Source organism: Polyangium sp. y55x31 (genome assembly GCF_029946505.1).
GTDB lineage: Bacteria > Myxococcota_A > Polyangia > Polyangiales > Polyangiaceae > Polyangium.
In genome coordinates, this window is the sequence record NZ_JARZHG010000004.1 from 279,807 (window position 1) to 292,269 (window position 12,463).

General features: G+C 67.6%; 8 protein-coding genes. 4 read left to right on the forward strand and 4 right to left on the reverse strand.

Annotation, left to right across the window (positions count from 1 at the left end; genetic code table 11):
• The first annotated feature begins 61 nt into the window (after nucleotides 1-61).
• From QHF84_RS10160 to QHF84_RS10170, 3 genes are all read left to right on the forward strand, one after another.
• Nucleotides 62-517, forward strand: a complete 456-nt coding sequence (locus QHF84_RS10160) for a hypothetical protein (protein ID WP_281313024.1) — start codon at nucleotides 62-64, stop codon at nucleotides 515-517.
• 60 nt (nucleotides 518-577) lie between these two features.
• On the forward strand, nucleotides 578-1,540 hold the full coding sequence (locus QHF84_RS10165; protein ID WP_281313025.1) for a hypothetical protein: 963 nt from the start codon (nucleotides 578-580) through the stop codon (nucleotides 1,538-1,540).
• 131 nt (nucleotides 1,541-1,671) lie between these two features.
• Entirely contained in the window at nucleotides 1,672-3,903 is a 2,232-nt protein-coding gene (locus tag QHF84_RS10170; protein ID WP_281313026.1) for a MopE-related protein, read from the forward strand.
• 93 nt (nucleotides 3,904-3,996) lie between these two features.
• Here the strand turns inward: QHF84_RS10170 and QHF84_RS10175 are convergent, their stop codons facing one another.
• On the reverse strand, nucleotides 3,997-4,554 hold the full coding sequence (locus tag QHF84_RS10175) for a protease complex subunit PrcB family protein (protein ID WP_281313027.1): 558 nt from the start codon (nucleotides 4,552-4,554) through the stop codon (nucleotides 3,997-3,999).
• A 212-nt stretch (nucleotides 4,555-4,766) separates the two neighbouring features.
• On the opposite strand from QHF84_RS10175, the gene QHF84_RS10180 reads away from it, so the two are divergent.
• The gene (locus tag QHF84_RS10180; RefSeq protein WP_281313028.1) at nucleotides 4,767-6,950 is read left to right on the forward strand and encodes a hypothetical protein; all 2,184 of its coding nucleotides are present in this window, start codon (nucleotides 4,767-4,769) and stop codon (nucleotides 6,948-6,950) included.
• A gap of 3 nt (nucleotides 6,951-6,953) precedes the next feature.
• Here the strand turns inward: QHF84_RS10180 and QHF84_RS10185 are convergent, their stop codons facing one another.
• From QHF84_RS10185 to QHF84_RS10195, 3 genes are read right to left on the reverse strand one after another with little or no spacing between them, the layout of a single operon-like run.
• Nucleotides 6,954-8,180, reverse strand: a complete 1,227-nt coding sequence (locus QHF84_RS10185; protein WP_281313029.1) for a cytochrome P450 — start codon at nucleotides 8,178-8,180, stop codon at nucleotides 6,954-6,956.
• 45 nt (nucleotides 8,181-8,225) lie between these two features.
• Nucleotides 8,226-10,262 carry an alpha-amylase family glycosyl hydrolase gene (locus QHF84_RS10190; RefSeq protein ID WP_281313030.1) on the reverse strand — a complete coding sequence of 679 codons (2,037 nt, stop codon included), beginning with the start codon at nucleotides 10,260-10,262 and terminating at the stop codon, nucleotides 8,226-8,228.
• Between the two features lie 23 nt (nucleotides 10,263-10,285).
• Nucleotides 10,286-12,427 carry an alpha-amylase family glycosyl hydrolase gene (locus QHF84_RS10195; RefSeq protein WP_281313031.1) on the reverse strand — a complete coding sequence of 714 codons (2,142 nt, stop codon included), beginning with the start codon at nucleotides 12,425-12,427 and terminating at the stop codon, nucleotides 10,286-10,288.
• Between the last annotated feature and the right edge of the window lie 36 nt (nucleotides 12,428-12,463).

Sequence of the window (12,463 nt, forward strand, 5' to 3'; positions counted from 1 at the left end):
TTCGACGGGGGAAGTGCTGCCTGGTAGGGTGCACATTCCGCCAGGGGATGCGGGGAAGCGCATGTCGAGCACGCACAAGGACCTCAAGGTCCGCATGGTCCAACAGCTCGCCGACGTCTTCGGCCGCGTCGTCGGCTTGAAGCGGTCCGGACGGCTCGACGAGGCGGTGGAGCTCGTCCAAACGACGGCGCTGCATCTGTTCGGCCCGATGTGGGAGACGCTGTCGCGGCACGACGCTTCGAGCGCGGCCATGATGCTCGGCAGCCGCGAGAAAGTCTCGGCGTGCGCAATGCTCACCCAGCACGGGGCCGAGCTCGATGATTTGCGCGGCGACGTGTGGAAGGCGCAAGCGGGCTACAAACGCGCCCTGGAGCTGCACCTCGAAGCGGCGCGGCTCGGCGCCGACGTCGATGTGCCCACGCGATCGGCGCTGAAAGCGCTCCGGCCGCGCGTCGACGAGTCGAAGCTCTCGAAATCGTACCAGATGCAGCTCGAGCGAATCACCGGGCTCCGCTGACACGCCGAAGCGCTTGACAGGGCCGAGGAACTTCCGTGTCCTCGCGTCACTCCTCCCGCCATGCTGAGCGCTCGCCTCCTTCCGCTCCTTTGCCTCGCCACCGTCGCCGCGTGCCGCACGCCCGACAGCGCCGCGCCTCCGCCGCCCGCGACGGCCTCCGCAGCGCCGCCCCCGAGCGCCGCACCGGTCGCGAGCGCCGCGCCCGCCCCTTCCGCGAACGCCGCCGCACCCGCCCCCGCCGCGCCGCCCGAGCCGTGCGGCGAGATGGGCTGCATGCTCTACGACACGCCCAAAGACGCGTTTGCCGCGATCCTCGCGGAAAACCCGCTCATCCTCGGCATCGGCGAGTCACACGCGCAGAAGGGCAAGGAGGGCATCCCCACGGCCACGAAGCGCTTCACCGAGACGTTTTTGCCCATGCTCACGGGCAAGGCGAGCGACATCGTGCTCGAGATCTGGGTGTCCGAGGGGAAATGCGGGAAGGAAAAAGAGGCGCAGGTCGCGGAGCAGCAGAAGCCCGTCACGCAGAGCCAGGCCAAGACGAACCAGAACGAGTTCGTCACGCTCGGCGACGCGGCGTACGCGCTCGGCGTGAAGCCCCATATCCTTCGCGCGAGCTGCGCCGATTACGATGCGATCGTGAAGGCCGGGCCCGATTCGGTCATCGTGATGCTGGAGATGATCGCGCGGCTCATGGATGAAAAGGCCAAGTCCCTCGCCTCGCGCAACGCGAACGCGGGCGCGGGGAAGATGGTCCTCACGTACGGCGGCGCCATTCACAACGACCTCACGGCGCGCCCCGGACGCGAGAAGTGGACGTTCGGGCCGGACCTCGCGGCCGCCACCGCGGATCGGTACGTCGAGCTCGATCTCGTGGTGCCCGAGTTCATTCAGGACAACGACGCATGGAAGGCGCTGCCCTGGATGCCGCATTTCAAACGGGACGCCCATCCCACGAAGACCACGGTCTTTCGGCCCGCAAAGAACTCGTTCGTGCTGATCTTCCCGAAGACGGAGCAGTAACGCCGATCACACCCCCAAACCCTCCGCGCGGGCGCGCATTTCTTGCCTGGCCTATTGTGCGGGGGGCCCTATTTCGTGGATGATGCGCTGCATTTGGCTTCGCAGCCCCTTCCATTCCGGAGGTTCGTTCCATGTTGCATCGGCGTCACCTTGCTTCGGTCACTTTTTCGTCCCTCGCGCTGCTCGTCGGCGCGGGCCTCGCGGGCTGCGGCGACGACCCGCTCCCCCCGATCACCTCGGGTTCGGGGTCGAGCAGCTCGTCGAGCGGCACGGGTGGACAGGGCGGCGGCGGCACCGGCGGCGTGGGCGGCGAAGGCGGCACCGGCGGCGTGGGCGGCGGCGGCATGGGCGGCACCGGCGGCGAAGGCGGCATGATGTGCGAGCCCGTGCCCGAGGTCTGCGGCGATAACATCGACAACGATTGCAACGGCGAGACGGACGAGGGCTGCTGCATGCCGGGCAGCACGCAGGCCTGTTACACGGGCCCCGACGGCACGATGGGCGTCGGCGCCTGCAAGGCCGGCGTCCAGACGTGCAACCCCGACGGCCTCGGATACGGCACGTGTGTGGGCGAGGTCGTCCCCGGGGTCCAGACGTGCAACCTGACCGACGAGGACTGCAATGGCGTGGTCGCCGACGGCTCGGGCTGCCTGTGCACGCCGGGCCACACGATGCCCTGCTACACGGGCCCGGCGGGCACGAAGAACGTCGGCATTTGCAAGGAAGGCACCGCGACGTGCGCGCCCGACGGCCTCTCGTACGGCGCCTGCCAGGGCCAGGTCTTGCCGCAGGCCGAGACCTGCAATGCCATGGACGACGATTGCGACAGCTTCGCCGACGACGGCGCGGGCTGCGTGTGCATGCCGAACGCGACGCAGCCCTGCTACACGGGCCCGATGGGCACGGCGGGCGTGGGCCTCTGCAAGATGGGCGTCGAGACGTGCGCGCCGGACGGCTCCGGATACGGGGCCTGCATGAACCAGGTCCTTCCGACGCCGGAGAACTGCGCGACCGCGGGCGATGACGATTGCAATGGCCAGGCGCCCGCGTGCACCGGCGACACGAGCTGGGTGCGGACCTTCGGCAACAACCTGAACCAGATCGTGCTGGCCGTGGCGACCGACGCGCAGGGCAATGGCGTCGTCGTCGGCAGGTTCTCGGGCGCGATCACCCTCCCCGCGCCGATCGGCACGCTGACCGCCACGGGCAACGACAACCTCTTCGTCATCAAGTACAACGCGACGGGCACCGTCGTGTGGGCGAAGAAGTACGGCGACGCGGCCGGCCAGGACATCACCAGCGTCGCGGTCGACAGCGCGGGCGACGTGCTCGTCGCGGGCGAGTTCCTCGGCACCATCAATTTCGGCGGAACGGCGCTCACGAGCAACAATGGGTCGCGCGACATCTTCGTGGCGAAGCTCGAAGCCGCCACGGGCAATCAGATCTGGGCCCAGGCGATCGCGAACGCGTACACGCAGGAGGAGGCGAGCGTCGCGGTGGACGCGGCGGACAACGTGTACGTCTCCGGCACGTTCTCGAGCAACCTCACGATCGGCGCGAACGTCATCTCGCCGATCGCGGGCGGCGGGCTCGAGGTGTTCGTCGCGAAGTTCAACAAGGCTGGCACGCCGCTCTGGGCGAAGGCGATCACCGGCCCGGGGACGCAATATGCCTACGACCTCGCGGTCTCGCCCGCGGGCGATATCGCGCTCGCCGGCGCGTTCCAGACCAGCATCGATTTCGGCGGCGGCAAGACGCTCACGAGCGCCGGCGGTTACGACATCTTCGTCGCGAAGCTCGACGCGATGGGCAACCCCATCTTCGCGCTCGGCGCGGGCGACGGCGAGCTCCAGCGCGCGAACGCCGTGACGATCGACAGCGCGGGCAACGTGCTCGTGACCGGCGAATACAACGGCTCGATGGACATCGGCAATGGCACGATCACGAGCGGCGGCGCAGAGGACGTGTTCATCGCGAAGTACAGCCCCTCCGGCTTCCACATGTGGAGCAAGAGCATGGGCGGCGTGAGCACGCAGCGCGGCAAGGACATCGCGGTCGACGCGTTCAACAACGTGCTCGTCACGGGTCAATTCTGGGCGAGCACCGATTTCGGCAAGGGCATCGTCTCGTCGAACGGCGAACACGACATCTTCGTCGCGAAGTACAACCCCGCCGGCACGGCGGCCTGGACGAAGAAGTTCGGCGGCGGCCTGACCGAATCGGGCGAGACCGTCGCCGCGGACTCGAACGCCAACGTGTGGCTCGGCGGCAGCTACCGGAGCAACAACGTGCTCTTCGGCGACGGCAACTTCACGGCGAATGCGGGCGGCGAGGACGCGGTCGTCATGAAGCTGGCGCAGTGATCGAATCGTAACGGACAAACACACCATTCTCCGCACGCCCGCGAACACGCAAAGGTCCGCGGGCGTGCGCGCTTCGCTCACCTCGTCACGCGTTCACTCCGCCCCGGCCTCGACGTCCGGGCTCGCGTGTGCCGGCTCCGTCGCGCAATCCCGCACCTCCGTGACGTGGGTGAAGGTCACGCGCCGCGCGTCGCCCGGCCGCTGGAAGCGCACGAGCACGTACGGATTCGTGAGCGCCTGCGTCACGAAGCAATGAGGGCCCGGCTCGTAAAGGCGGGTCTCGATCGTGAGCGAGCGACCGTCCACCGATCGCCCGATGTACGAGATATCCGCCACGTAGCCGCCGGTCGACATCGTACCGGGCGCGTACAGGATCACCCATTCTCGCTGGAAATCGAGGTCTTCCGGCGGCGGGCTTCCGACGAAAGCCTGGTACATCCGCGGCGACGTCAAGAGGGTCCGGAGCTCGCCCCGCGGCCGCCCGGAGGCGCGGACTTCCAGCTCCGAGAAAGGCACGGCGATCTCACCCGGGTTCGGAGCGCGCGGTGGACGTCCCGCCCCTTCCCTTGCCGTGGCGTCCCCGAGGGCCGTGCACGAAACGATCGCCACGAGGGCCCAGCCGAGCATGTTCTTCCGGGAAAACGTCTTCATGATTCCCCCGGGGCGAGGTGCCCGGCAAGACCCGGGCCGACCAGACGGGGCCACGCATTCCGCTTTTCCAGCGTCCGAAGGTGGAATCATTCGGCATTCCGAATTCGAAGAAACCCCAGGTTCGGGGGGCGGGAGGCGCCGCGCAGAGCTGTGGACGGGCTCTGGGCCGCGCGTTAGGCTCAGCCTGCTCGTCGCCTGGTCTGGAGGGCACGATGATGACGATCTCGCGAGGCAAGCCCCTTCTCCTCGGCCTCCCGGCCACGCTCGTGGGTCTCTGGCTCGGATGTAGCACCCCGAGCGCCGTGCCCACGAAGACCGAACCGGCCCCCGCGCCCACGACGCCCGAACACGGCCAGGGCCCCGCGCAGTCGGCCCCGATCCCCGAGGCGCCGCCGCCAGCCTCGTGCGCGAACGGGCTCGAGGAGCGCGCCTCCGTCGATATCGCGGGCGGCGCCGCGGCGTATTTCTACGAGGATCGGCCCTCGCTCGGCAGGCTCGATTCCGGCGCGGGGTACGTGTACCTCGATCACGACACGCAGAAGGCCTTCGTGGCGCGGCTCGAATTCTCGGGCGCGGCGAAGAGCATCCACGAGATCACGTTCCCCGACAAACACGAGCGCTCGCACGTCGTGGGGGCGTTCCGGGGGAGCGACGTCGTGGTCGCGTCGGTCGTGTATCACGCGCAGCAGGAGGCCGACATCGAGCTCGTGCGGCTCGACGCGCAGGATCGCCCCGTTTGGTCGGCCCGGATCGATCCCTCGCCGCTGCTCGACGGGACGCCCGCGGTTGCGTGGGGCAGGGACGACATCGCCGTCGCCTGGACGCGTGGCCCCTACCCGATGCACGAATCGGTGCGCGTCGCGCTCGTCGACGCGAAGACGGGCAAGGCGAAGCGCACCTTCGAGCTCTCCGCGGGCGAAAACCCCGGCGTTCCCTCGATCGTGTGGGACGGCGAGGCGTACTGGGTCGGATGGCATACGCGCGAGACGCGCGGCACCATCGAGATCCGGCGCCTCGCGGGGGAAGGGCTCACGGGCGTGGGCGCTTCGCTCCCGGGCGGGCTCAATCCTTTCCTCTTGCCCACGCCCGCGGGCCTCGCCGTCGCCTGGGATCAGGACCGCAAAATATGGCTCGCGATGCTCGACGCCGCGGGGAACCCCAAGCTCGCGCCGCGGATCGTCGCGACGCACCCCGACCCCGTTGCGACGCCGCGCAAGCCCGTCCTCGCCTGGGACGGCGCGCGGTTCGCGGTGGCCTACGAGGCGCATTTCCATGCGTCGGTCCTCGTCGCGCGGGATCCGGAGGCCCTGATCACGGTCGTGGAACCGAACGGCGCCACCGCGCCGCCGCTCCCCCTGCACAACGAGAAGTCCGCCGGGGAAATGCCGGCCGTCCTGTGGACCGGAAAAGAATGGCTCGTCGTGTACAATCGGGATCGGTTGCAGGAAGGGAAAAGCCCGAAAATCGTGGCAGCGCGCCTCGCCTGCCGCGAGGCGCCGGCGCCGAATGAAGCGACCCCGAAAGGCCCGTGCGACGCGCGCACGCGCCCCGCGCCCGAGGCCTTGCGCCTGCCTCCGCACGCGGCCGCGGCCTCCGTCCTTCCGCTCGACGAGGGCGGATGGGCCGCGCTTCTTTTCGAGAAAGACGAGGCGGTCTTCGTGCGTGTCGATCGCGAAGGAAAAACCCTCACGCGCGCCGTCCTTCCCGCGGCGGCGGGGCGACGCGAACCCACGCTGGCGCGTATCCCCGGGGGATTCGCGGCGGCGTGGATCGACGAGAATGGCGCGGTCGAGGTCGGCCCTCTCGACGAGGCCGGCGCGATGCGAAAAACGACGCGCCTGCCCGGTGATCCGATGACGAGCAAGCCCGGGCTCGCCTGGACGAGCAAGGGCCTCGTGGTCGCCTACGCGCGCGGCGGCGCGGTCATGACGGCATTGCTCGACAGCGCCGCGCGTATCGTCTCGCAGCCCGCCCCGGCGGCACGAATGCCCTTCCAGCCCCACGAATGCGCGCTCGGCCATGGCCCGAAGGGGCTGCTCCTCGCATGCTCGACCGGTACCGAGCGGACCGAGACCAGCGTGATTCGCGTGGTGCGCCTCGACGACACAGGCAAGGCGATCGGCGCGCCCTCGCTCGCGTCGGAGCCTCATGCGCTCCTCCGAAACCCGTTCGTGGTCGGCACGGCCGACGGCTTCTTGATTGCCGCGACCGGGCCTTTCGCGCGCGAGGTGATCACGATCGAGCTCGGGCCGAACGGCGAAGTGCGAAGGCCCGAGCGGAAGCTCCTGTCGAGTTACGGGTATGGGGCGATCGGCGCTGCCGTGGTCGGCAAGGACCTCACGGTCTTCGGGATCGACGGGCAGACGATCGCGGAGCGGAAGGTTTGTCCGGAATGACGGTCAGGCGGCCGAGGTGCTGACGCGGAGGGGCAATTTGTCCATCGTCCGCATGATCGGGTGGTTGCCGTAGACCGGCTCGCCGGCGAGCTCGATCTTGGGGTACCGCGCGAGCAGGCTCTGGAGCGCGATTTCGGCCTCCATGCGGGCGAGCGAGGCGCCGAGGCAGAAATGGGGGCCGAGGCCGAACCAGTGGGTCCCCGTGTGCTGGCGACGAATGTCGTACACGTTGGCGTCGGGAAGGTACTCCGGATCCCGGAACGCGGACATCATGAACAGGAACACGGGCTTGCCGCGCTCGAACGGGACGTCTGCGTAGCTGAAGGACTCGGTGGCGTACCGCGTGAACGGCATACGGCCGAACATGTTGTACCGGAGCGTCTCGTCGAATGCGTTGCGCGAAAGGCTCGGCTCCGCGCGGAGGAGCGCGAGCTGATCGGGGTGCTCGAGCAGCGAGAGAATGGTCTGGTTCGTCCCGTGGTACGTGGTGTCGGTGCCACCGACGAGCAGCCCCGCGACGAGCGAGACGAGCTCGGGGTCGGATAGCCGATCCTGCGCGTCACACGCATTGATGAGCTGGGTCATGAGGTCGTTTTCCATCGGGTGCGCCCGGCGGTCGGCGATAATCTCGCGCACGAGGGCCATGCCACGCGCGACGGGCGGCATGCACGCAGCAAACCTCTCGGGTGGGAGCCCTGGGATGATCGTGGCGATGAGGCTCTCCGCGAAGGCAATAAAATCCGACACGTGGTCGTCGGGGATGTTCAGCACGCTGGCGATCACGCGGACGGGATATTGCCGCGTGTAGTCCGAGGAGATGTCGATCACGCCCTCGCGCGGGAACTTGTCGAGCAGCGATTCGATGATGGCCTTCACCTTCGGGCGGTGCACCTCGACCGCGCGCGGGCTGAACGTGGGATTCAGGAGCTTGCGCAGCCGCGCGTGCGACTCCGGCGGGACCATGAAGAGGTCACTCTCGCGAAGCTCAACGAAATCGGGGAAAGCGGCCCTCATCTCGGCCGGAAAGCCAGCCCCGAGCGTGGGATCGTGCCCGAGCTTCGGCTCCCGCATCAGTGCAATGCAATCTTTGTAGCGAAAGAAGATCGGCCCGCCTCCCTGTTCCCAGTAGTACACGGGAGCGTTCTCACGAAAGCGGGCGAGCGTGGGGTACGGATCCTTGGTGTAAGAAGGATCCATCGGATCAAAACGCAGAGGTGCGAGCGTCGTCATGGCGTATTCATAGCACGCCATGACGCGCCCGCCGGACGTGGAAAATTACTGCACGAGAATCATCGAGCTGCGTGGCGGGAGGTTTACAGTGGGACCACTCACCGCCTGACCCGTGAGCAAGTTCGTGAGGTTGCCGCTCGGCAAGTTTCCGACGGAGCCCTGCATATCGCCGCGGTTGATGGCGACGTAGACCGTCTCGGTCGCATGCACCATCTTGTAGGCCATCGTATCGTTCGAGGCCCACAGCGACGAGCGCTTCCCTCGACGGAGCGCGATGTGATCCTTGCGGATTTGCCCGAGCTTTTCGAGGTGCGTGCGGAGCAGGGTCTGGCCGGCGGAGTAGCCGTTCCATTGCATGAAGCGCCGATTGTCCGGGTCACCCGCGCCGGGCAGGCCGATCTCGTCGCCGTAATAGATGAGCGGCACGCCGCGCGTGGTCATGATGAGGGTGAACCCGTTCGCCATGCGCTCGAATGCGTCCACCCCGGAGGGCAAGCCCGGCTGGTTTTGCCAGTTCATGTTCTTGCCGCCATCCCAGGCGTCGCTCCAGAGCGGGGTTTGCTGCGCCAGATGAATGACGCGCGGCAGGTCGTGGTTGCCGATGAACGTGCTCATGACGCCATTGCCGTACGCGTCGTCGTTGCCGTTCATGAAGCCCTCGAGATCTTGCATCGTGCCCTGGCGCATGAGGATCTTCGAGCAGATCTCGGCGCGGAGCGGGAAGTCGAACTGGCCGTCGAGCATGGTCGACGGATTGACGTATTTCTTGATGAGCGCCTTGTCGCCCGTGTACGTCTCGCCGACCATGTAGAAATGCTTGCCGGTGACCGAATCGATCTCGGCCGTCACGCGCGAGCGAAGCTCGGTGAGCCACGAGATGTGCATGTGCTTCAGCGCGTCGAGGCGGAAGCCGTCGATGCCGGTCTCTTGCCACCACCAGACCATGTTGTCGATGCTGTACTTGCGCGCCGCCGCGTTCTCGTAATTGAAATCGGGCAGGTAGGGCGTGAACCAGCATTTCTCGGTGGTCGCGCCGTCCCAGGAGCAGCCCTCGCCGCAGACGCAGTTGCCGCCGCTGCCGTTCGTGTTCGGCCAGAACCAGCTCGCGTTGTCCTTGTAGACCTGGGCCGAGTCGTGCGCGTGGTTCGCGGCGTAATCGATGAGGACGGTGATGTTCACCTTGTGCGCCTCGTCGACGAGCTCCTTCAGCTTCGCCATCGTGCCGAAGCGCTCCTCGGCCTTGTAAAAATCCTTCGGCCAGTAGCCGTGGTAGGCGCTGTAGTTCTTGCCGTCGTTGCCGAAGCCGGCGAGCTCGGTGTTGTCGATCGGGACCGTGAGCCAGAGGGAGTTCACGCCGAGCTTCGTGAAATACCCCTCCTTGATCTTGTTGATGACGCCCTGCCAGTCGCCGCCCTGGTAATTGGAGGCCTGCGGGACGTTCGGCACGGGCGTGCCGTTGTTCGAGGCGTCGCCGTCGAGGAATCGGTCGACGAATACGAAATAAAGGACCGCGTCGCGCCAGGCCTCGACAGGGCTGTCCTCCGGCGGATCGTCGCACGTCCAGGGGTCACAGGTCGTGGGCGTGACGAGGCTGTTTTTCCCGCCGAACCCGTCGTCGATCGTGTTCGGGTTGCCCGGGTCGTTGATCCAGTTGTTCCCGTCGACGACGAACTTGTACTGCACGGGTTGGTTGTAGGGAATCGGGACGGTGGCTTCCCATTGCCCGTTCGCCTTCTCCATGGGGACGCCGACGTCCCAGCCGTCGGCCGCGAAGTTCCCGCGCACGACGACGCTGCTCTGGCCCATGTCGGCCAAGGTGAAGAGGTAATCGCAGCGCTTCAAGCTGTCGTCACACATGGGCGGGCCCGGGGGCTCGCCGCCGCCCGCGCCGCCCTGGCCGGGGCCGCCCGCGCCGACGCCGGAGCCGGAGCCGCTGAGCACCGGGGGTTTTTCCCCCGGATCGTAGCCGCCCAATCCATCGGGCGGCTGATAACCATTGAGGTCGTCGCTCGAGCAGGACGCCGCGCCGACCAGGGGCGCGGCGAGGAGGCCCGAGAGGGCGAGCGCTGTGAACGTTTTCATCGAAGTTTTCATTCGGAGGCCCGTCAGGGTGAGGGGTTACGGCAAGGGCTCCCCGCGCGCACGAGCACGCGGAAGGAGAGGGCTTCGAGCGGGACGGCGCCGCCGGCGGTGATTTCGATCGTCTCGCCGGTCATCACGTCGACGTAATTGCCGAGCGGCACGGCGCCGGTCGGCACGGAGACTTGCGCCGTCTTGCGCGCGAAAAACACGAGCACCGGATCCCCATCCCCCGCGTCGCGCAGATAAGCATATTCGTCCTTGGTGGCCACGATGGGCCTGCGCGTGCCCGTGCGAAGCGCAGGCGAGCAGCGCCGCAAAGCCCCGAGCCTGCGGACGAGGTCCCGCACCTCGGATTGCAAAGGCCCGACGGTCGCGGGATCGGGCATCACCCGCCGCGAGTCCGGATCCCCCGCGCCGGCGAGCGCGATCTCGTCTCCGTAATAAAGCACCGGCAGGCCGTGGAGCGTCAGGATGAACGCAAGCGCCATCTTGGCCCGCGCATACACGATCGGATCCGTGGGCTGCGCGGGTTTGTCGTACCAGGGGTCGTTCGCGCCGTCGCCCGTGACCTCGGAGACGAACCGCGAGGTATCGTGGTTGTCGACCATGCGGCCGAGCACCGCGCCCGAACCTTCGATGGCAGCGTCGGTCGAGACGAGGACGTCTTCGAGCTCGGAGAGGCTGCCGCGGTCGAGGCCGAAGACCTCACGGAGCTTCCACATGAGGGGAAAATCGAAGGCGCCGGAGAGGGTATGCGGGCCGAGGAAATAGCGGATGCTCTCGATGCCGGCCGCGCCGGGGCCGGTGAAGACCTCGCCGATCGAAAAAAGCGCGTCCTTGCCCGCGGCGAGACAATTGAATGCATGCGTGATCCGGCGCGTGGCCGCGCGCGGCATCATGGGGACGGCGTCGATACGCACGCCGTCCGCGTCGAACTCCTTCATCCAGAAGACGGCGTCGTCCACCTCGGCGCGCATCGAATCGGGGTGCTCGAATCGCACGTCGGGCATGTACGAGGTGAACCAGCACGTGGAGATCTTCTCGCTCCAGCCGCAGCCGGGCGAGCCGCACACGCATTTGTCGACGCCGTCGTTGAACCAGCCCTTGTTCCGGTTCGCGATGTATCGCTCGTTGTGCTCGTAGACGTGATTGGGCACGAGGTCGAAGAGGACGCGGATCCCGTGCCGATGCGCCTCGTCGACCATGGACCGGAGAGCATCCTCGCCGCCGATCCGCGGCTCGACCCCGCGTGATTCGAGCGGCCAGTAGCCGTGATATCCTTCATAAGGCCGGCCATCGCCGCGGCCCTCGCGAATCTCGATCGGATTCGTGTAGACGGGCGAAATCCAGAGCGCCGTGACGCCGAGCTCGTCGAACGTGCCGCGCTCGATTTCGGCGCGCACGCCGTCGAGCGTGCCGCCCGCGCGCGAGCCGGATTTGTCCGGAGGCAGCGGCGCGAGCGGCGCGCCCGCATCACCCCGAAAACGGTCGATCATGAGGTGATACAAGAGCCCCTCGCGCCACGAGGCCTGGGCCGGATCGATCCACGCGACGGCGATCTTCGGGCTCGCTTCGCTCCCGGATTCGTCGGCGCCGCGAATCGTGAAGGTATGCTTGCCGCGGCCGAGTCCCCGCGCGACGAACGTGAATCGCCCGTCGGACGCCTGCGCGTTCCAGGGCAAAATCTCGCCGCCGGCGCGGTGCTCGGCCCGGAGCGACGTGGGGTCGAGCGCGGCCCCCTCGGGCGCGGCCAGAAAAACGCCGCTCACCGTGACCTCGTCGCCGGAGACATCGACCGCGTCGACACGAATCTCGGGCGCGCCGCAGCTCTCGGCGATCACGAGCGAGACCTCTTCGTCGCCCTTCCACGTGGTCAGCGGATTGAGCCGGTCGAGCGATCGCTTGCCGTCGCGAACGATGCGGTATCCGTACTCCCCGGGGGAAAGATTCAATGGGAGCAGAAACCAACCATCGTCGCGCTGCTCGAGGGGCTTCGTCTCGGCCCAGTCGTCCCAGCTTCCTTCGACGCGTATGTCGCCGCCCGAGCCGGGTTCGGCCCAGATCACGGTCGTGCAATCGCGCCGCGGGACCTCGGGCCCGCCACAACCCGCGGAGGCGAGCCCGAGCGCCAAAACCCATGCGTGAAGGAAGTACGTCGTTCGCACGGCTCCTCGTTATGCATTACCACACCGAGCGGCCGT

Excerpts from the sequence above, each read along its gene's own strand:
- QHF84_RS10185 (WP_281313029.1), bottom strand. The coding sequence starts at position 8,180 with ATGACGACGCTCGCACCTCTGCGTTTTGATCCGATGGATCCTTCTTAC.
- QHF84_RS10190 (WP_281313030.1), bottom strand. The coding sequence starts at position 10,262 with ATGAAAACGTTCACAGCGCTCGCCCTCTCGGGCCTCCTCGCCGCGCCC.
- QHF84_RS10160 (WP_281313024.1), top strand. The coding sequence starts at position 62 with ATGTCGAGCACGCACAAGGACCTCAAGGTCCGCATGGTCCAACAGCTC.
- QHF84_RS10180 (WP_281313028.1), top strand. The coding sequence starts at position 4,767 with ATGATGACGATCTCGCGAGGCAAGCCCCTTCTCCTCGGCCTCCCGGCC.
- QHF84_RS10170 (WP_281313026.1), top strand. The coding sequence starts at position 1,672 with ATGTTGCATCGGCGTCACCTTGCTTCGGTCACTTTTTCGTCCCTCGCG.
- QHF84_RS10165 (WP_281313025.1), top strand. The coding sequence starts at position 578 with ATGCTGAGCGCTCGCCTCCTTCCGCTCCTTTGCCTCGCCACCGTCGCC.
- QHF84_RS10175 (WP_281313027.1), bottom strand. The coding sequence starts at position 4,554 with ATGAAGACGTTTTCCCGGAAGAACATGCTCGGCTGGGCCCTCGTGGCG.